Genomic DNA, 18,837 nt, shown 5'->3' with positions numbered 1-18,837 from the left:
AAAATTACACACTACCTAATCAACATAAGGGTAATTAAATAGTCGTAGTTATGCTTACCTGTTCTACTACATGGGGTTAGGTAAACCAGATCAAAGTGCAAATGAGACGAGTAGCGTTTTAAAACGCAATAAGCATTGGTGTTTTGTACTGAGGAGATTATTTAAAAAAGGAATATTTGAGTTTGAGACTTGATGGTGGGTCGTGCTGGATTCGAACCAGCGACCAATTGATTAAAAGTCAACTGCTCTACCAACTGAGCTAACGACCCATCAAGTGACACACAGATAAGTTTCGCAATTCAAATGATGGTGGGTCGTGCTGGATTCGAACCAGCGACCAATTGATTAAAAGTCAACTGCTCTACCAACTGAGCTAACGACCCATCATTTGATGCTAGGAGAGAAAGTGGTGGGTCGTGCTGGATTCGAACCAGCGACCAATTGATTAAAAGTCAACTGCTCTACCAACTGAGCTAACGACCCTTTCTTTCCTGTTGTTGCCTGTGTCTTGGCAACGGCGGCATATAATACTCAGATTTTTATTCGACGCAACCCATAACGTCCTTTTATTTTCATTTTTCTGTCAAATTACGACTAAACGGTCAAAATGAAAACAAATCGCTGAGTATTTATACCAGTACTAATTGAGTTTAGTCAGGTTTCTACGAAATACAGTGAAATTTGGCGCAGAAGTTTTATGCACTCTAAATGGAATTTTTTGAAAAAAACTTTTCTCTAACTCATAAAAAAGCCTCTTTAAAAGAGGCTTTGTTCATTACAAGTTATTTAACCGAGATTCAGCGAGGCGTTTTGCCGAAGAATCAGGGTAATCATTTACAACTTGTTGGAACAGCTGACGCGCTGTTGAACTGTCTCCCGTTCGCTCAGCAATGACACCTAGTTTTAATAAGGCATCAGGACGCTTGGAAGAATCGGTAAAGCGATTAGCTACAATATTAAATTGCTCACTTGCTTCGCTCCACTGCTGCTTATTAAACAACAGTTGCCCTAACCAATAGTGCGCATTTGGTGCGTAACCACTGTTGGGAAAGCGTGAAATGAACGATTGAAACGCAGGAATGGCTTTATCGTACTCACGAGACTTAAGGATCAAATTCACCGCATTTTCGTAGGCTTCATCTTCACCTGCTTGCGGAGCTTGCGTTGGAGTAGATGCTGTTGGAGAGCTCACAGAGCCCGAATCAACACCTGCACTAGGCATGGCACTACCTTGTAGCGCGCCGCTTTGCTTAAGTGCTTCCACGCGTTTATCTATTTCAAGGTAAAGCTCACGCTGACGCTCAAGTACTTTTTGAAGTTCATTGGTATTAACTTCAACCGCACCACGCAGCTGGTCGACTTCCATTTGCATATTGTCTAGTTGCGTTTGAAGCCTGTGTTGCATTTCGGTTCGGCTCTTAACAATACGCTCTAGCACAACAATACGCTGCTCTAATTCACTGCCGCCATTGGCGTCTACCACAGGCGCTTGCGCAAATGCGGTAGAAACAGCAAGGGCGGCACATAAAGTGACGCCCATTTTTAATGTCTTATTCGTTAGAATAGTCATTAGCGGTAAACAACCACTCCGCGACGGTTTTGAGCAAATGCATACTCAGTAGACCCCATCACTGCTGGTTTTTCTTCGCCGTATGAAACTACTGTTACTTGGCTGCTGCTTACGCCAGCATTAAGTAGGTAAGTTTCAACAGACTGTGCACGACGTTCGCCTAGCGCGATGTTGTACTCAGGCGTACCACGGCTGTCAGTGTGACCTTCAATAGTCACTTTAGTGCTTGGGTTTTTCACCAAGAACGCCGCGTGCTTGTCTAAAATACGCTGGAACTCTGGCTTGATGCTTGAGCGGTCAAAGTCAAAGTAAACGGTTTGTTCGTTCTTCAGCGCTTCCATTTCTTGCTGAACCATTTCTTCTTGACGCTTCATACGCTGTGCAGCTTCTGCTTTAACGCGCTGTGCTTCTGCTTCACGTGCTTCCGCTTCTGCAGCCGCTTGTTCTTGTGCAAGGCGGTTACGCTCTGCTGCCAATTCTTCTTCGCTAGGGCCTGAAGAACATGCCATCATTGTCACTACTGGCAATGCGATAATGAAGCTCTTCATCACTTTATTCATTTGCATCCTACTAATCCTTAAATTTTATTGTTTAGTCGTTAAATTGTTAGAACAAAAATGGTGACCAACTTGGCGATTTAACTTGCCCATTGGCTGCTGGTAACCTAGCTTTAAAACGCCCATCTAAAGAAACCAGTGACAACACTTGGGTTCCCTCGTGAAGGGTGCTGTATATAATCATGCTTCCATTCGGCGCTACGCTTGGTGATTCATCTAAGTACGTCCGTGTCAGTACTTGAGGTGATCCACCATCCAAAGACTGCTTCGCAATGTGATAGTTCCCATTAGTTTGGTTTACCATAATCATTTGCTTGCCGTCTGGGGAAATCGTACCGCCAAGGTTCTGTTCACCTACAAAGGTAACTCGCCTTACTTTCCCAGAATTTAAATTTACGCTATATATCTGGGGTTTACCACCCCGTTCCGAGCTAAATATTAACCCACTGCCGTCTGGTAGCCACGCGGGCTCCGTATCAATCGCTCTATTTCGAGTTACTCGGCGAAGATTTTTTGTCGCTAAGTCCATCACATAGAGTTCAGGGTTTCCATCTTTCGATAAAACCATTGCAAGTTGCTTGCCATCTGGTGAAAACACCGGGCTACTATTTATTCCAGGGAAATCAGTAATGCGCGTACGCTCGCTGGTGTAGATATTCTGAATGAATATTTGCGGTCTACGATTTTCAAAACTAACGTAGGCAAGCTTCTCGCCATCAGGCGACCACACTGGCGACATAAGCGGCTCTGGCGAAGACAACAAGCGCGTTTCGTTCTCACCATCGTAGTCTGCAATGACTAATTGGTAAGGTTTTTCTACCGTGTCTCGGTCGCGAACAATGACGTAAGCAATTTTCGTTAAAAACGCACCGCGAACACCGGTCAATTTTTCATACACAATGTCGCTAATTCGATGCGCATACTGGCGAAAATCTCGACCGTTGATCACTGCCTGACGGGCAGCTAGTACGTGATCATTACTCGATACCAAATTGCCGTCTTTGAGTACTTTAGCTTGCCCATTGTCAACTTGCCCTTTAAGTACATCAATCAACTCATAGGATACAAGGTAACGGTCGCCTCCTTGTGGCTCAATACTTCCTACTAAAACCGTGTCCACACCTAAGGTTGCCCATGCAGTGAAAGACACTTGTTCCGCTGTCTCTGGGTACTGTGGCATTTTGTCGACAGATACCGGATTAAACTTACCACTACGCATTAAGTCGGCCATCACCACTTTAGAAATATCGCCAGGCATACTGCCCTGACCTTTCCATTTAAATGGCACAACCCCGATTGGACGTGCACTATCTACGCCCTCGGTTATCACAATTTCTAAGGATGCAAACACTTTGGCACTGAATGCCATCGTAATAAGCGCTATCCATAAACCTAGTTTTTTCATACCACTATAATTCCACTTTTAAAGTAATGTCTTTTAACTGCTCGTAAACGTCTGGCGCATCAGATACCGGTAACTTTTCGGCCCTGCGAACCGCGCTTTCAGCCGCTCTACACAGCGCATCATTGCCGCCGAGTACACGAATACTCGTAACAAACCCTGTCGTTGCTAACCGAATATTCAATCGACAGGTTTTACCTTGATAGCTGTCGTCTGAATACAAATTGCGCTTAATGGTTTGCTGAATAAGCGCGGTATAACGCTCTACTTCAGTAAGTACCTGTTTTCGCCTACGTTCTTGCTGAGCGGCTTGTTCTTTTGCAAGCTGCTCTTGCATGATCCTTTCCATTTCAGCGCGTTCAGCTGCTTCTTTTTTCTTTCGCTCAGCCTCAGCTTTCGCTTTTGCTTCGCGCTCCTTACGCTCTTGTTCCTTCTGCGCCGCTAAGCGCTCCAAGTCTTTCTGACGTTTCGCTTCAGCCGCTTCTGCTTCACGCTTCTCTTTCGCACGCTTGGCTGCTAGCTGCTGCTGGCGTTTTTTCTCTGCCGCGGCTTCTGCTTTTCTTTGCCTTTCTTGCTCTTTGGCTCTTGCTTGAGCTTCAGCTTGTGCCTGCTCCCTTTTTTGATCCGCAATCGCTTGCGCATCAATAAACGTCGCTTCTATCACAGGCGCATTCGACGGCATACTTGGCAACGGGTCAGGAGAGAAACTGACGCTAATTAGCAACAGCGCAGCAATAAAAAGATGCAAACCAATGGACTTGTACAAGCCTACTTGTTCTGGGCTTATACTGTTGGCTTGCTTGGCACTTTTGCCGTTCTTTTTATCACCACTTACACCGTTACTCGCGTTGTTTGAGTGGCTAGCGGTTGACGTGCTTTTCGACACTTCAGGTTTCGACATATCTATATTACTCAACCGGATCCGTCATTAACCCTACTGAAGGCACACCCGCCTGCTGTAATAACACCATTAGCTGTATCACTTCGTTATACGCTACTTGTCCATCGCCTTTTACCACTACGGGCGTATTGGGCTCTTTGGTCAATTGTGCTTTTACAATAGCGCCAAGCTCTTCTTCGCTAATTGGCGATTCCTGGTCTTCGCCTACATTAAGGAAGTAGCGACCTTTAACATCCACTGACGCAATAATAGGTGGTGTATCTTCTTGCTCTATCGGGTTGGCACTTGCTTTAGGCAAATCCACCTTTACCCCTTGAGAAATAAGCGGCGCCGTTACCATAAAGATAATAAGCAACACCAACATCACGTCGATGTAGGGCACTACGTTTATCTCTGATACCGGCCTGCGGCGTTTTCTTACATACATAACAAGTCCTCCGTTTGGAATGTAAACGCTTAGGCTTGTTGTTGTGCTTGCGCAGCAACGGCTTGGCGATGAAGGATTGCAGAGAACTCTTCCATGAAGTTGCCGTAGCTATTTTCAAGCTTCTCAACCTGATGGCTGAAACGGTTGTAGGCAATAACCGCAGGGATAGCAGCAAACAGGCCGATAGCAGTTGCAATTAGTGCTTCTGCAATACCCGGCGCTACCATAGCAAGGGTAGCTTGCTGCACTTCACCTAACGCGATGAAGGCATTCATGATCCCCCACACAGTACCAAATAGACCTATATAAGGACTGATTGAGCCCGCCGTGGCTAAAAAGGGTAAACGGCTTTCTAATTCTTCGACTTGGCGAGACATAGAAACACGCATGGCACGGTATGTACCGTCAACAATGCCGTTGGTAGCCGTGTTAGACTTGCGCAGGCGAACAAACTCTTTAAAGCCTGAGCAAAAGATGCTGCCCATGCCTGTTAGGTTAGTTCTGGCAGAAAGCTCTTGATAAAGACGGTTAAGGTCAGCGCCTGACCAGAACTTATCTTCAAACTGACGCATTTCGTTGCGTGCCGCCGACAACGCTTTGCTGCGTTGGAAGATAAACGTCCACGACGCTATCGACACGCTTAGCAACAAAAGCATAACTAGTTGAACAATAAAACTCGCTTGTAAAAACAAGCCAATAAAAGTGAGATCAGATGACACGCGAAATTTCCCCTAACAAAGTACGTGGTAATCTTTTTGGCTTCATAACGGCCAAATCGACGCAGGCAACCTTGATATCTCCCGATACCAATGTAACGCCTTGTTCATTTTTAATAATTTGTTGAAACGTCATACTAGCGCCTTTCAATTCTACAACGCGAGTTTCAATACTCAACAGTTGATTGAACCGTGCAGGCGCATAGTTATGCATTTCAACGTGTTTGACGACGAAAGCGATGGATTGTTCCATCAGCGTGTCTTGTTCAAAACCTAGCTCGCGAAGCCACTCTGTACGGGCTCGCTCCATAAACTTTAGGTAATTCGCATAATAGACGATACCGCCTGCGTCGGTATCTTCGTAATACACTCTTACCTGGTGTAAATGCATAACTATTCCTTCACCCAAAAATTTAATAATCCAAAGCGGAGTTAAAATAACTAATTAGCGCGACAAAATGCAGAACAAAAACACTCCACAAGCCCCACCAAAGCTAACATTTAATCAAAAGTAAACCAATATTAAACACCCAGTTAACACATTAGTTTTTCTAATTCAAAACAACAATTTTACTCAATTGTAGTTTTTTCTGCTCTCCCTATAATGCACAGCATCAGTCGTACAGAGCGTGATGGTGCTTAGCACGGTCATGCAAGAGTTATTCTCCTGTTAGACATGAGTTCCCTGGATTTATTTCCTTCAACACTTGTTGTTTTAGCCCGCTCAATGAGCGGGCTTTTTTTTGCCTGTAATTTAGCATCGGTACAAACCAAAATATTGGCGGCCCATGCTTAACTTGCGCTATGCAGTAATTCGCCATCCAATCTCGATGCTCTGAACTTACAGCTTCCCCCATACGAGCATTTACTTGTAGCGTTTGAAACGGCTTCTGTATTTTCTGTGTTGCCAAAAAAAGCCCAGCAATCCTGCTAGGCCTTTAAAACGAATCTGTACCTTCTTACAAAGGGACGGTAAATTATTCAGACGGAGCGAAGCCAAAATGAAGATAAGCGCGCTGCGACACAATACGGCCTCGAGGCGTGCGCTGTAAAAAGCCCTGCTGAATAAGGAAGGGTTCAATCACGTCTTCTATGGTTTCTTTTTCTTCACCAATGGCTGCTGCCAAATTGTCTAAGCCTACTGGCCCACCATCAAACTTTTCGATAATAGCAGTAAGCAATTTACGATCCATGTAATCGAAACCTTCTTTATCAACGTCAAGCATATCCAGTGCCTTCGCTGCCGTATCGGCTCCCACCGTGCCGTCTGCTTTAATTTCTGCGTAGTCTCGAACACGGCGTAACAAACGATTAGCAATACGCGGTGTTCCACGCGAACGACGAGCCACTTCTTGCGCACCTTCATCGTTCATGTCTAAATTCAGATAGCTCGCGCTTCTTGCCACAATACTGGTGAGGTCTTTTACGTTGTAAAACTCTAATCGTTGAACAATACCGAAACGATCGCGTAATGGCGACGTTAGCGAGCCTGCTCGGGTGGTAGCGCCTACCAGCGTAAAAGGAGGAAGGTCTAGCTTAATTGAACGGGCGGCAGGCCCCTCGCCTATCATAATATCAAGCTGATAGTCTTCCATGGCAGGATAAAGAATTTCCTCTACCACTGGGCTTAAGCGATGTATTTCGTCTATGAACAATACATCATTGCGTTCAAGGTTGGTAAGCAGTGCAGCCAAGTCGCCAGCTTTCTCAAGTACAGGGCCTGACGTGGTTTTAATGTTCACGCCCATTTCATTTGCCACAATGTTCGCAAGCGTGGTTTTACCCAGTCCTGGCGGACCGAAAATAAGTAGATGGTCTAGCGCATCGTCGCGATTACGCGCAGCTTGAATAAAAATTTCCATTTGCTCACATACGTGAGGCTGCCCCGTATAGTCTTCCAGCATTTTAGGGCGAATGGCGCGGTCGATGACCTCGTCTTCGGTGCTGGCTTCAGGCGTAATCAGTCTGTCGGCTTCAATCATGATAGTTCTACTTTAAACGGTGACGTGAAGACAGGCAGACTAAGAACCGCTGTCTTCGTTGAGCGCCATTATATGGCCGCTTTTAATGATTCGCGAATAAGGGCCTCACTTTCCATGCCCTCTTTATATACGCTGTCGACTAGCTTGCTCGCTTGAGCAGGTTTATAGCCCAGTGCAATAAGCGCGCTTTGCGCTTCTTCCCGAGCGTCGTTTACAGCAACAATAGTGTTGGTGGATAACAAGTCGCCACTTGGGGGCGGTACAGCAATACTCTGCGCCTTGCCAAATTTTGCTAGGCGGTCTTTAAGCTCTACCACTAAACGCTCTGCGGTTTTCTTACCTATACCCGGTAAGCTGACGAGTGCAGAAACATCTTCATTTTGTACACTTGCCAAGAACTGGCTTGCCGACATTCCAGATAAAATAGCAAGGCCTAACTTTGGACCTACACCATTGGCTTTGATCAATTCTCGGAAAAGCCCTCTTTCCATTTTATCAGCAAAACCAAACAGCAATTGGGCGTCTTCACGAACCACAAAGTGTGTGTACACCACCACTTCTTCACCTACCGCGGGAAGCTGGTAGAAACTGGTCATAGGCATGTGAATTTCGTAGCCAACACCGGCTACATCTACAAGAATTTCTGGAGGCTGTTTCTCAGCCAACGTACCGCGAATTCGTCCAATCATGAATTATCTCTGTAAAAGCGTGAGCTTCGAGCAGTATTAGCGCAAACGACCACGAACGGTTTTTCGGGCTTGCCCTGCCATGTTTATCAGGCTCTGTTCAGTGTGTGCATGACACAAGGCAACGGCTAATGCATCGGCAGCATCGGCCTGTGGCGTGCCGCTTAAATTCAGCAGGTGTTTTACCATGTGCTGAACTTGCGTTTTATCTGCGCCACCTTTTCCAACTACCGACTGCTTAATTTGCCTTGCGCTGTATTCAGCAACAGGAAGTTGCGCTTGGGTGGCTGCCACAATCGCGGCACCTCTGGCCTGACCAAGCTTCAGCGCTGAATCAGGGTTTTTCGCCATAAATACCTGCTCAATAGCAAACTGGTCGGGTTTATATTGACGAATAATATCGCCAACACCGGTAAAAATATTAGCAAGACGAGAGGGTAAATCTGCCGTTCCAACGCGAATGCATCCGCTTGCTACATACACCAGTTTACCTTGCTTGCGTGCAATTAAACCGTAGCCTGTGATCCGAGAACCTGGATCTATACCCAGTATAACCATTAAGGCACACTCGGTACAAACAAAGATACCGCTTCTTTATTAGAGGGAGACCATAAACGCGCGAGTGCTTCGTCTTTCGACACCCATTCGTACTGTAAGTGCTCTGTTAAGACAAGGGGTAAATCGCTGTTTATTTGAAGGGAAAATACGTGTTCTGTGTTGTGCACAGTACCAGGAGGATAACGATGTAGCCAGCGGCTACGAATTTCATATTGGTTTTGCTTATCGTGGTCGTTAACAACAAAACCGTGTGCTTTGGCATCGATGCCAATTTCTTCACACACTTCACGATATGCCGTTTCTAAGGGTAACTCCCCCTCTTCTAACGCGCCGGTTACCGACTGCCAAAAGGTGGGGTCGTCTTGTCGTTGCAAAAGCAGCACTCGGTAGTGTTGGTCGTACAACACTACCAGTGCAGATTCAGGCTTCTTATACGCCATAAATTACGATTGCTTTTTCACCGTTGCAATAGCGAGCTCTTCAAGCTGCTGTGGGTTCGCAGGGCTAGGCGCCGATGTTAACGGACATGCCGCTGTGGTCGTTTTAGGGAATGCCATCACATCACGAATAGACGTCGCGCCAGTCATAAGCATTACCAGACGGTCTAGACCAAACGCAAGACCTGCATGCGGCGGCGCACCAAAGCGCAGCGCGTCAAGCAAGAAGCCAAACTTGTTCTTCGCTTCTTCATCGTCAATGCCAAGAATGTTGAATACCGTAGACTGCATGTCTTCATTGTGAATACGTACAGAACCACCGCCTAACTCAACACCGTTCAATACCATATCGTAAGCGTCAGATAAGGCTTCAGCTGGGTTAGCTTTAAGTTCTTCTGGCGTTAAACCACGTGGTGCGGTAAACGGGTGGTGAATAGCATGTAGCTGACCGTCAAATTCTTCGAACATTGGGAAGTCAACAACCCAAAGTGGCTTCCACTCGCCTTCAAGAAGCTCAAAGTCTTCACCAAGCTTAAGACGAAGTGCGCCCATCGCTTCGGTAACCACAGTGTAGCTGTCTGCACCAAACAATAGAATATCGCCACTTTGTGCGCCAGTGCGCTCTAGCATGGCGTTAGTGATGTCTTCCGATAGGAATTTAAGGATTGGCGACTGTAGACCTTCAAGACCTGCACCAGCATCGTTAACTTTAATCCAAGCCAGACCTTTCGCGCCGTAAATACCTACAAATTTAGTGTATTCGTCTATTTGCTTACGCGAAAGCGACGCCCCACCAGGTACGCGAATAGCTGCTACGCGACCTTTAGGGTCGTTTGCCGGGCCGCTGAATACTTTAAAGTCAACGTTAGCAAGCAAGTCGGCAACGTCTGTTAACTCTAACGGGTTACGTAGGTCTGGCTTGTCGCTACCAAAGCGCGTCATGGCATCGGCGTACGTCATGCGCGGGAAGTCGCCAAGGTCAACGTTTAGCATTTTGTTGAACAAGTCGCGGATCATACGCTCGGTGATAGACATTACGCCATCGGAATCTAAGAACGTGGTCTCAATATCGATTTGGGTAAATTCTGGCTGACGGTCGGCACGTAAGTCTTCGTCGCGGAAGCACTTAACAATTTGATAGTAACGGTCCATGCCCGACATCATCAGAAGCTGTTTGAAAAGCTGTGGCGATTGCGGAAGTGCAAAGAACTCACCTTTGTGCGTGCGGCTTGGCACTAGGTAGTCACGTGCACCTTCTGGCGTTGCCTTAGTAAGAATAGGGGTTTCAATATCAAGGAAACCTTCTTCTTCTAGGAAGCGACGTACAGCACCGGTTACTTTTGCACGGAATTGTAAACGCTGGCTCATTACAGGACGGCGAAGATCTAGATAACGATAGCGAAGGCGCTGTTCTTCTGAGTTTTCTTGGTTCCAGTCCAGTGGAAGCACGTCAGACTTGTTGATCACTTCAAGGCCTGTGCCCAGGATCTCAATCTCACCTGTGCGCATGTCTTTATTTACTTGACCTTCAGGGCGCGCACGCACTTTACCCGTTAGCTTTACACAGAATTCGCTACGCAACGTGTTAGCTACCGATAGCACGTCTGGTAAATCTGGGTCGAACACCACTTGTACGATACCTTCGCGGTCGCGTAAGTCGATGAAAATTACACCGCCTAAATCGCGACGCTTATTAACCCACCCGCAAAGGGTAACTTCTTGTCCAATGTATGATGAATCGATATTCCCACAGTAATCTGTGCGCATGGTCCTTGACCCCTGATGTTTTTTCTTGCTTCGCATGCAGTGAATTGGCGTTCAAAACCGCTTACTTTTGGGCTTAAGACTTTGCCAAAAATCGCGTAAACTTGCTGGCCAATAAGCTGGCCCGCCCACAACATGCATAATGTAATGATTTAAAGGCCGCATAGTATAAACAAATGCTTGATAAAGCCCAATGACAAATATGAACAAATCAGCCATATCACAAGGAAATCTCTATATTGGATTACCAATGTGGCAACACAGCCATTGGCCAAGCACCTGGTTTGCTAATTATCCCAAGTCTGATAATGGATTGTCGCTGTATGCCAAGGAGTGTAATACGGTTGAAGGGAATACCACATTTTACTCTCTTCCCCACCAAGACGCTGTAGCGAGATGGAGCGATTCAACACCCGACCACTTCAGATTTACTTTCAAGTTTCACCAAAACATTACGCATGTACATCAATTACAGCATTGTGAAGAAGAGGTTGCCCAACAGCTTGCTTTATTAAGCCCGCTAAAAGAAAAGCTAGGAGTAATGATGCTGCAACTGCCCGCTTCTTTTGGGCCAGAAAAGCTATCCATTTTAGATACTTTTTTAGCGGCGTTACCTCAAGAAATAAACGTAGCGGTTGAAGTGCGCCACTTGGCATTTTTCGCTAAGGGTGATGAGGAAAAGGCGCTTAACCAACTTTTGATCCGCCACGGTGTGAATAGAATCATTATGGACACCCGAGCTTTATTTAGCGGGCCTTTAGATGCAGGCGGAGCTGATAAGCGTGCTATGCTAGAAGAAGTCAGGCAGAAAAAACCGCGGGTTCCCGTTAACGTTATCGCTACAGGCCATACTCCCATTGTCCGGTTTGTCGGTAACGATATAGATGATGACAACCGACGCTGTTTATTGCCTTGGGTGAAAAAAGTGAAGATTTGGCAAAGTGAAGGAAAAGACGTGTACTTTTTTTGTCACCGCCCAGACAACAAAGATGCTCCCTGGTTAGCGCAGCAGTTTATCGATTTGTATAACAACACTACTCCATCACTCGCGCTAAATAACCTGTCTATTAAAACTCAACCAGAGCAGAATTCACTGTTTTGATGACGAGCAACTGACATTGAGCCTATCAATATTTTTTAATAGATAGCGTTTTTCTAATTCAGCGGTAAACTACTGCTCTTATCTATTTTGGTACTACACCATTATTTACCGTGAAATAACCCCAATGAACCATGAATATGAGAAAGCGCGTATTGCTGCGCTTGAATCGTTAGATATTTTAGATACTTCCCCAAGCGAACAACTTGACGAGCTCACCAAAGCTGTACAAGAAGAGTTTAATGCTAAAACCTGCTTAGTAAGCCTTGTTGCAGAAGATCGTCAATGGTTTAAGTCTCGCCAGTGTATGGATGCTACCGAAACACCGCGTAATATCTCGTTTTGCACCTACGCGATAGCCGAAGAAGAATACTTAATTGTTCCCGACGCTAAAACCGATAAGCTATTTGCTAATAACCCGCTGGTTACTGGCAGCCCTTTCATAAGAGCTTACGCAGGTGCTATCTTGCGCAACAAAGATGGCTATGAATTGGGTACGTTATGCCTACTGTTTGATGAACCACGTGACTTTTTAGATGTTGAGATAGAAAGCTTAAAAAACCACGCCCGCACAGTTGAAACCATTATTTTTTCAGAGCACCTTCCAGCATAACTCCAGCCCTACGCTTTTCGTATCGCAAAACAAAAACGCATCACTAAAAAGTGATGCGTTTAATAACTCTCTAAGCTCGACTATGTCTATCTGAAATCAGCTGCGTCTAGCTCGTGCTTTTTCATAAGCTTGTGCATATCAGTTCTATTTCTACCAGCAAGCTCTGCCGCGCGCGTTACGTTGCCGTCGGTCATTTTTAGAAGCTTGTGCAAGTATTGCTGTTCAAAGGCATCGCGCGCTTCTGTAAGCGTTGGCCAGCTTTGCTTTGTGGCTGACAAGGCTTGCTCTACTAAGTGAAGCGGAATAACCGGCGTTTGCGTTAACGCAACACACTGCTCAACCACGTTCACAAGCTGACGTACGTTACCTGGCCAAGATGAGGTTACCAGCTGTTGCATCGCGTCATCAGAAAATTGGCTTACATTCACGCCATGACGCTGTGCGCTTTGCTGCAGCAGCGAGCGAGCCAGAAGTGGAATATCTTCACTTCGCGATTTAAGCGACGGAAGTTTCAGGTTCACCACGTTTAGACGGTAATATAAATCTTCGCGGAAGGTGCCTTCTTCCATTTCTTTGTGCAAGTCTTTGTGCGTTGCAGAAATGATACGCACATCGATATCTACGTGCTTGCTACTACCTACTGGACGAATTTGACGCTCTTGTAATGCACGCAGCAGTTTTACCTGCAGTGTCATCGGCATATCGCCAATCTCATCCAAGAACAAGGTACCGCCGTCGGCTTCTCTAAACAGACCAGGGTGAGCAGCTACAGCACCGGTAAACGCACCTTTGGCATGACCAAATAGCTCAGACTCAAGCAAGTTTTCAGGTAATGCTCCACAGTTAATAGCCACAAATGGTTTGTCGCTGCGGTTACTGGCTTTATGAATGGCATTAGCAAGTAACTCTTTACCTGTACCGCTCGCGCCGCTAATAAGCACAGACACTTCACGCTGAGCTATACGGAACGCCTGGTCTAGTACATTTAGCATTTCTGGAGAACGGGTAATGATGTCCTTTGCCCAATCCCCAGGCTGAGCAGCTTGAGACTGGCTAAGTGCTTTTTGCAGCAGCGCGCGTAATTCATCGTGATCTACAGGTTTAGGCAAAAACCCAAATACACCACGCTGAGTGGCTGCTACCGCATCAGCAATGGTGCCGTGAGCCGTCATCAGAATTACAGGAATATCTTTTCTAATTCCCATAATTTCTTCAAACAAACTCAGACCATCTAAGCCCGGCATACGCAAGTCACTTAATACTACATCGTAGTTGTCGTTTTGGAGCTTTCTTAACGCTGATTGACCGTCTTCCACTGCGGTCACCTCATAACCTTCGCCTTCCAGACGAATGGTTAATAAGCGCAATAAGCTCTTATCGTCATCTACCAACAATAAGTTAGGGTTACTACTCGCCTTTTCGCTCACTGTTGTGTACTCCTGTTTTTATCCATCAGTGTTGCTTCAATCTGCAACAATTCTTCTAGTTTTTTGCGCAGGTTAACTGCTTCAATTTCAAGTGCTTTTACTTTCTCGCCACGAGAAGTATTTTCTTGCTCCAACACCACCATGGCAGATTCAAGCTGCATAATCTGATTGTTGTGCGACGCAGCAATAACAGTCACCACTTCTTGCGCAGTGGGTGTAAATGTTCCAGCAATATCATTTAACGCAAGCTGCGCGCGCAACCTGTCTTGATAAGGTGTATCTGTTGGTAGTGTTAAAACGTAGGCGTGAAGCGTGTCAGATGCTGTATCACCTAACGCTTTTAATGCTTGCTTACGCTCTAACCAAGGTTGGTTGGCCGCGTCAATCCACGCGTTAAGCCAATAGGTTGCATCGCAATTGTGCTCGAACCCCTGTGGAGGCTCAACAAATAAACAAAGGCCACGTTCTATTTTAGCTACAGGCGTCACCTTTTCTGGCTCACCTGCGTTGTCGTTGTTTCTGGTTAAACTCTGACATCCTGTCAGCACCAGTAAGGCGACAATTAAACCACTTATTCTCATTTTATTTTTCCTGTTGCCCAATGGTCACTCTAAAGCAAACATCGGCATAGTCTACATCTACAACACGCACATCACCATGCATCAGTCGAGCGCAATCGGCAACAATTGATAACCCTAAACCCGTCCCAATGACATTGTCGTTTCTCGGCTCGGTTCCTCGGATAAAAGGTTCAAATAAAGTATGTACTGACTCTGGAGCAATACGCTTACCGCGATTGGCAACATCCAGTACAAGATTATCGTTTTCGTTATAAAGGCTAATATTTATCGGTCTTCCCACTGCGCCATGCGCGACTGCATTGGACACCAAGTTATCAAGTATTCTTCTAAACAGCTCCTCGTCTATACGCACCTCGGACGCAGTTATCTTTACTTCCACTTCTCTATCCTGAATGGCGAGCGCGTAATCTTCTAAACAAGCAGAAACTAACTTACTAACGTCACTTTGTACCATTTTTGGCTGAGCTTGTTGCAACAGCAGGTTGTAGTCGAGCAACTTTTCCACCAGCGTGTTGAGCCTTTGCGTGCTAGCAGTAAGTAGCGAAAGTACTTCGCGTTGACTGTTATTCAACTCGCCCACCACGTTTTCAGACAACAAGCTGCAGCCTTCTTTAATACTGGCAAGCGGAGTTTTGAGCTCGTGAGCAGCGTGTCGCAGCAAGGCGGTTCTAATATGCTCCAACTGCTGTAGTCGATCATAAAGCCAATGTAAATCTTTCTCTACATCAATCAGTTCTTTTGGCGCTTGTCTTGAAAGGGGTGGAAGCTGACCATCGCTGTGGGCCATGATCCTTATAATCTTTTTTAAGTTGTTAACGGGGTTCACAATAAGTTGACTCCCCATCAGTATTAGCAATAACGAAACGCTTACAAGCATAGCTGTAGACCAAGCTTGTTTTGCTTGCATGGCATTTAAATCATCTTGCTGGACTTTGACACGTTCAGTAATAGCGGCTTCTACATCGTCGCGAAGCTGGTCGACGCTATCGCCCACTGACGCAAGGTATGCATTAAGTAAAAGCTGGTCTTCAATCGCTCGATATTCGGCTAATTGATTTAGCTGTTCTGAAAGTCGTGTGCAGGTAGTTGGTACCGAGAGAGCCTGACATAGATTGTCAGCGGCCACGGCAAATTGATCGATGGCGTTATCAGAAAGAGAGGCCACCCTTTCATTTCTCAACACAGCAAATTGGCGAATGCTGCGCTCTACGTCAACGACCGCGTTATCGAGTCTTTGCATGTCGCTAACAACATCGACAACAAACCGTGTTTCAAGTGTTGTCATTTGACCCACTTTGGCTAAGTCGCTTTGACTTTGCCAAAGTAAGGCTATAAGAGGGATAAGGGCCAGTACAAAACTACCTAGCGTCAACTGCCTTAGTGAACCAAGTTGTACCAAGCGTTCACCAAACGAAACCTTGTTTATCAGAACCTTACCCTCTTAAATATATTATTTTATCTACTCACTTGCTGTGAGCTTTTCATTGCCTGGCGTCAACTTGCTTTTTGCCAATTCGGCTTCGGAAAGTTTGCCATCTTCGTTGTCATCAATCAGCCCAAAGTTACGCAGTAGACCTGTGTGTCGAACCGCTTCTTTAAGTGATATCAGACCATCTTTATCTGTGTCTAATTCCTGCATCAACGAACGCGCTGGACTTGCGTACGCGTCCGCTACTGAAATGGCTTGTACTGCAGCAACAGTACAAAGTGCTAAGAAAACTTTTTCGAGACGTTTCATCATGAATCCTCCGCTAAACGCTTTTAAAATCCTTCTCAATCCGCTTTGATACCAGCCCTGTGTTATCAGGTTATGCTGCTATTAAAGCTCATGGATACTACCACTAGTCTTCAATTAACCACTATCATAATTGCATTCAAACTGCTTATGCGATTTTCAGACCAAAAAGAAAAAGCACATTAAAAACAGAAGCATATGCAAATAAGTGTACTATCAACCACTCAGCATACAGGTTAAATGTTGCAAAAAAGAAACACCACTTTGAAACACTGTATGTCAAAGTGGTTTTATCGATACCTTGCTATACAGAGAAACTACTATCGCTGTAATGGGAGGGAGAGCAAGTGAGCTCCGATAAGGGGATGGGCTTGCTAAACATAAATCCTTGCACATTGTCACATCCATGCTCTCTAAGATAATTCCACTGTTCAAGGTTTTCTATGCCCTCAGCACATACCGAGAGTGACAGTCTTTTCGCCAAATCAATAATTGCCCCAGTCACAAGACGGCTTCGTTCTGAAGTTTGAATTTCCATTACAAACTGTCGGTCAACTTTTAGCGTGTCGATATTGATTTGCGTCAGGTAACTTAACGAGGAGTAACCCGTTCCAAAATCATCTAGAGCTATGGCGCACCCCATATTTCCGATGCGTCTGAAGAACTTGTTTGAAAGAGTAAAGTTTTCTAGATACGCACTTTCTGTCACTTCAAATTCAATGTTTTCTGGGTTGATGTCATAGAGCTTGAAAGTATTGTAGATGTAGTCAAACAGCTGCGAGCTTCGCAAATCATGTCCAGATAAATTGATTGAGGCTCTAAACGGAGACGTGGCCCATTGTTTTAAATCTGGCATATCAATACAAACGCGCTTAATTACCCAACGGGTAATTGCAGTGATCTTACCGCCCTGCTCAGCAATGGGGATAAACTCGTTCGGCATGACCAAGCCAAATTCAGGATGTTGCCAACGAATAAGCGCTTCTACGCCGATTACATTCCCTTCGTTGTTAACTTTAACCTGGTAATAAACAACAAACTCATCGTTGCTGATTCCTTGCTCAATACCGTTAGCTAAGTGGAGTTTACGCTTATGCGACTCAACCATATCAGGTGTAAACAGTGTGTAGCTGCCCCGCCCTCGCGCTTTTGAGCGATACATTGCAAGGTCTGCATTGCTCATCAGTTCGCTTAGGTCGTAGCCCGCATCGGAAGCCGTAGCAATTCCAACGCTTAAACCTACCGTTAGTGATAAGCCACGCAGTTCAAAAGGCTCATCAAATGCGGTAATAAGTCGCGTTGCCAAGCTTTGCGCTTGGTCAGTAGTCACATCTCTATCGGGCAGTACTAAGAACTCATCCCCTCCCAGTCGCGCGAATAAATCGCCGTCGCGCAGCAAACACTGAACTCTGTCAGCAACCTCTATGAGAATGAGATCCCCGGTTTCATGTCCTAAAGAATCATTGATGCCCTTAAACCCATCTAAATCAAAAAACAGGAGCAGTAAGTCTTCATCATTTCTTTTGGCTCTGGCTAGCTCAAGTCTTAAGTTATCGAGAACAAACTGTCGATTGGGAAGACCGGTTAAACTATCGAAGTTTGCCAGACGAGACATGGTTTCTTGTTGATCAACCAATGTTTGCTTTTGCTCAAAGTTGATAAGTAACTCAACTTCAATGGTATCCAATAAACTATTAATGTTATTCGATAACTGTCCAATTTCATTAGATGTATTAAGTGAACTGCGCAGCGCATAGTCTTTTGACTCAAATACTTCTTGAGTAAACTGCCTCAGCGACCCAATAGGAGAAATCAAACGGTATAAAATAAAGACACAAGTGCCAGTGCAAAGCAGCCAAACCGCGATAACGATAGGCACTTGCTTAATGAGCTGGCGGGCTGAACTTGCCGCTATGGTGTCTTCAATGTCCACATAAAGAACAACATGTCCAAGTGGGTATAGGCTACTACCTACAATTTGATGGGCAGTGATAACATTGTCGTATTGCGTAACACCAAATGGAATTTCTGCAGGATCAAGAGGAACAGATTGATTGGAAAGCTGGCTTAAGGAATCAGGTTGAATGGTGGAAATGACTTGATAGTCGTTGTCATATAGCGTGGCGGAAATAAGATTATCGTGTTCTTTTATCGGTTGAAAAAGAGAGGAAAATAATGCGTTATCACCGGGACTTCGCTCCATGACAACCGATAACTGCAGCGACAAAGCGTTACTTAACGTCGCGGTATTGCCTTTAACCACATCCACCACAGACGCGTTGTGTTCTAATTTATTAACAATTACCACAGAGAGCGCCAGCACCGACATCGTCAATGCAATGACAAGCCCAATTGGGATTTTCAACGTTCTAAACACTCAAC

Annotated in this window: 19 protein-coding genes and 3 tRNA genes; 2 read left to right on the top strand and 20 right to left on the bottom strand. The window is 45.4% G+C overall.

Translation table 11 applies throughout. The features are described 5' to 3' along the window. Positions 1-193 precede the first annotated feature (193 nt). From BZA03_RS01660 to aspS, 15 genes are all read right to left on the bottom strand, one after another. Positions 194-269, bottom strand: a tRNA-Lys gene (locus BZA03_RS01660). Between the two features lie 38 nt (positions 270-307). Continuing rightward, positions 308-383: transfer RNA gene (locus tag BZA03_RS01655), tRNA-Lys, on the bottom strand. Positions 384-407: 24 nt separating this feature from the next. Next, a tRNA-Lys gene (locus tag BZA03_RS01650) sits at positions 408-483 on the bottom strand. 292 nt (positions 484-775) lie between these two features. Next, entirely contained in the window at positions 776-1,570 is a 795-nt protein-coding gene (gene ybgF / locus BZA03_RS01645; RefSeq protein WP_014948871.1) for a tol-pal system protein YbgF, read from the bottom strand. Further along, complete coding sequence (pal, locus tag BZA03_RS01640) at positions 1,570-2,136, bottom strand: peptidoglycan-associated lipoprotein Pal (RefSeq protein WP_014948870.1); 567 nt, start codon at positions 2,134-2,136, stop codon at positions 1,570-1,572. Before pal ends, ybgF begins: the two co-directional genes overlap by 1 nt. A 40-nt stretch (positions 2,137-2,176) precedes the next feature. Beyond that, on the bottom strand, positions 2,177-3,532 hold the full coding sequence (gene tolB / locus BZA03_RS01635; RefSeq protein ID WP_014948869.1) for a Tol-Pal system beta propeller repeat protein TolB: 1,356 nt from the start codon (positions 3,530-3,532) through the stop codon (positions 2,177-2,179). 4 nt (positions 3,533-3,536) lie between these two features. Then, positions 3,537-4,430, bottom strand: coding sequence for a cell envelope integrity protein TolA (tolA, locus tag BZA03_RS01630; RefSeq protein WP_110288072.1), 894 nt, complete (start codon positions 4,428-4,430; stop codon positions 3,537-3,539). A 7-nt stretch (positions 4,431-4,437) separates the two neighbouring features. Then, on the bottom strand, positions 4,438-4,857 hold the full coding sequence (gene tolR / locus BZA03_RS01625; RefSeq protein ID WP_014948867.1) for a protein TolR: 420 nt from the start codon (positions 4,855-4,857) through the stop codon (positions 4,438-4,440). Positions 4,858-4,886: 29 nt separating this feature from the next. Further along, positions 4,887-5,576, bottom strand: coding sequence for a protein TolQ (gene tolQ, locus BZA03_RS01620; protein WP_014948866.1), 690 nt, complete (start codon positions 5,574-5,576; stop codon positions 4,887-4,889). After that, a complete protein-coding gene (gene ybgC, locus BZA03_RS01615; RefSeq protein ID WP_014948865.1) occupies positions 5,566-5,964 on the bottom strand; it encodes a tol-pal system-associated acyl-CoA thioesterase in 399 nt (132 codons plus the stop codon). The genes tolQ and ybgC overlap by 11 nt, the downstream gene beginning before the upstream one ends. 586 nt (positions 5,965-6,550) lie before the next feature. Beyond that, on the bottom strand, positions 6,551-7,555 hold the full coding sequence (gene ruvB / locus BZA03_RS01610) for a Holliday junction branch migration DNA helicase RuvB (RefSeq protein ID WP_014976035.1): 1,005 nt from the start codon (positions 7,553-7,555) through the stop codon (positions 6,551-6,553). 68 nt (positions 7,556-7,623) lie between these two features. Continuing rightward, on the bottom strand, positions 7,624-8,244 hold the full coding sequence (ruvA, locus tag BZA03_RS01605; protein WP_014948863.1) for a Holliday junction branch migration protein RuvA: 621 nt from the start codon (positions 8,242-8,244) through the stop codon (positions 7,624-7,626). Between the two features lie 36 nt (positions 8,245-8,280). Next, complete coding sequence (gene ruvC / locus BZA03_RS01600) at positions 8,281-8,799, bottom strand: crossover junction endodeoxyribonuclease RuvC (protein WP_014948862.1); 519 nt, start codon at positions 8,797-8,799, stop codon at positions 8,281-8,283. After that, the gene (gene nudB / locus BZA03_RS01595; protein ID WP_014948861.1) at positions 8,799-9,239 is read right to left on the bottom strand and encodes a dihydroneopterin triphosphate diphosphatase; all 441 of its coding nucleotides are present in this window, start codon (positions 9,237-9,239) and stop codon (positions 8,799-8,801) included. Before nudB ends, ruvC begins: the two co-directional genes overlap by 1 nt. 3 nt (positions 9,240-9,242) lie before the next feature. Further along, positions 9,243-11,003: an aspartate--tRNA ligase gene (aspS, locus tag BZA03_RS01590; protein WP_110287785.1), complete on the bottom strand. Its 1,761-nt coding sequence runs from the start codon at positions 11,001-11,003 to the stop codon at positions 9,243-9,245. Positions 11,004-11,202: 199 nt separating this feature from the next. Between aspS and BZA03_RS01585 the strand changes: the two genes are divergently transcribed. Both BZA03_RS01585 and BZA03_RS01580 read left to right on the top strand, forming a co-directional pair. After that, positions 11,203-12,102: a DUF72 domain-containing protein gene (locus BZA03_RS01585; RefSeq protein ID WP_258364564.1), complete on the top strand. Its 900-nt coding sequence runs from the start codon at positions 11,203-11,205 to the stop codon at positions 12,100-12,102. A gap of 124 nt (positions 12,103-12,226) precedes the next feature. Next, positions 12,227-12,712 carry a GAF domain-containing protein gene (locus tag BZA03_RS01580; RefSeq protein WP_110287783.1) on the top strand — a complete coding sequence of 162 codons (486 nt, stop codon included), beginning with the start codon at positions 12,227-12,229 and terminating at the stop codon, positions 12,710-12,712. An 86-nt stretch (positions 12,713-12,798) separates the two neighbouring features. On the opposite strand, the gene BZA03_RS01575 is transcribed toward BZA03_RS01580, so the two are convergent. From BZA03_RS01575 to BZA03_RS01555, 5 genes are all read right to left on the bottom strand, one after another. Then, on the bottom strand, positions 12,799-14,139 hold the full coding sequence (locus BZA03_RS01575) for a sigma 54-interacting transcriptional regulator (RefSeq protein WP_014948857.1): 1,341 nt from the start codon (positions 14,137-14,139) through the stop codon (positions 12,799-12,801). Next, positions 14,136-14,720, bottom strand: coding sequence for a hypothetical protein (locus BZA03_RS01570; protein ID WP_014948856.1), 585 nt, complete (start codon positions 14,718-14,720; stop codon positions 14,136-14,138). Before BZA03_RS01570 ends, BZA03_RS01575 begins: the two co-directional genes overlap by 4 nt. 1 nt (position 14,721) lies before the next feature. After that, positions 14,722-16,119 (bottom strand): sensor histidine kinase KdpD, encoded by a 1,398-nt coding sequence (locus tag BZA03_RS01565; protein ID WP_110287782.1) that lies wholly within the window; start codon positions 16,117-16,119, stop codon positions 14,722-14,724. 60 nt (positions 16,120-16,179) lie between these two features. Continuing rightward, positions 16,180-16,461: a calcium-binding protein gene (locus tag BZA03_RS01560; RefSeq protein ID WP_258364563.1), complete on the bottom strand. Its 282-nt coding sequence runs from the start codon at positions 16,459-16,461 to the stop codon at positions 16,180-16,182. Between the two features lie 298 nt (positions 16,462-16,759). Further along, on the bottom strand, positions 16,760-18,832 hold the full coding sequence (locus tag BZA03_RS01555) for a bifunctional diguanylate cyclase/phosphodiesterase (RefSeq protein WP_110287781.1): 2,073 nt from the start codon (positions 18,830-18,832) through the stop codon (positions 16,760-16,762). Positions 18,833-18,837 lie beyond the last annotated feature (5 nt).

The organism is Alteromonas sp. I10, assembly GCF_003201515.1.
In the GTDB taxonomy this organism is placed as follows: Bacteria; Pseudomonadota; Gammaproteobacteria; order Enterobacterales; family Alteromonadaceae; genus Alteromonas; species Alteromonas macleodii.
Note: the sequence above shows the minus strand (reverse complement) of the source record. Positions and strands in the feature narration are given on the sequence as shown.

Coding starts and splice junctions, on each gene's coding strand:
- ruvA (WP_014948863.1), bottom strand. CDS start 8,244: ATGATTGGACGAATTCGCGGTACGTTGGCTGAGAAACAGCCTCCAGAA.
- tolR (WP_014948867.1), bottom strand. CDS start 4,857: ATGTATGTAAGAAAACGCCGCAGGCCGGTATCAGAGATAAACGTAGTG.
- ruvB (WP_014976035.1), bottom strand. CDS start 7,555: ATGATTGAAGCCGACAGACTGATTACGCCTGAAGCCAGCACCGAAGAC.
- tolB (WP_014948869.1), bottom strand. CDS start 3,532: ATGAAAAAACTAGGTTTATGGATAGCGCTTATTACGATGGCATTCAGT.
- nudB (WP_014948861.1), bottom strand. CDS start 9,239: ATGGCGTATAAGAAGCCTGAATCTGCACTGGTAGTGTTGTACGACCAA.
- pal (WP_014948870.1), bottom strand. CDS start 2,136: ATGCAAATGAATAAAGTGATGAAGAGCTTCATTATCGCATTGCCAGTA.
- tolA (WP_110288072.1), bottom strand. CDS start 4,430: ATGTCGAAACCTGAAGTGTCGAAAAGCACGTCAACCGCTAGCCACTCA.
- aspS (WP_110287785.1), bottom strand. CDS start 11,003: ATGCGCACAGATTACTGTGGGAATATCGATTCATCATACATTGGACAA.
- BZA03_RS01560 (WP_258364563.1), bottom strand. CDS start 16,461: ATGATGAAACGTCTCGAAAAAGTTTTCTTAGCACTTTGTACTGTTGCT.
- BZA03_RS01570 (WP_014948856.1), bottom strand. CDS start 14,720: ATGAGAATAAGTGGTTTAATTGTCGCCTTACTGGTGCTGACAGGATGT.
- BZA03_RS01580 (WP_110287783.1), top strand. CDS start 12,227: ATGAACCATGAATATGAGAAAGCGCGTATTGCTGCGCTTGAATCGTTA.
- ybgC (WP_014948865.1), bottom strand. CDS start 5,964: ATGCATTTACACCAGGTAAGAGTGTATTACGAAGATACCGACGCAGGC.
- BZA03_RS01585 (WP_258364564.1), top strand. CDS start 11,203: ATGAACAAATCAGCCATATCACAAGGAAATCTCTATATTGGATTACCA.
- ybgF (WP_014948871.1), bottom strand. CDS start 1,570: ATGACTATTCTAACGAATAAGACATTAAAAATGGGCGTCACTTTATGT.
- ruvC (WP_014948862.1), bottom strand. CDS start 8,799: ATGGTTATACTGGGTATAGATCCAGGTTCTCGGATCACAGGCTACGGT.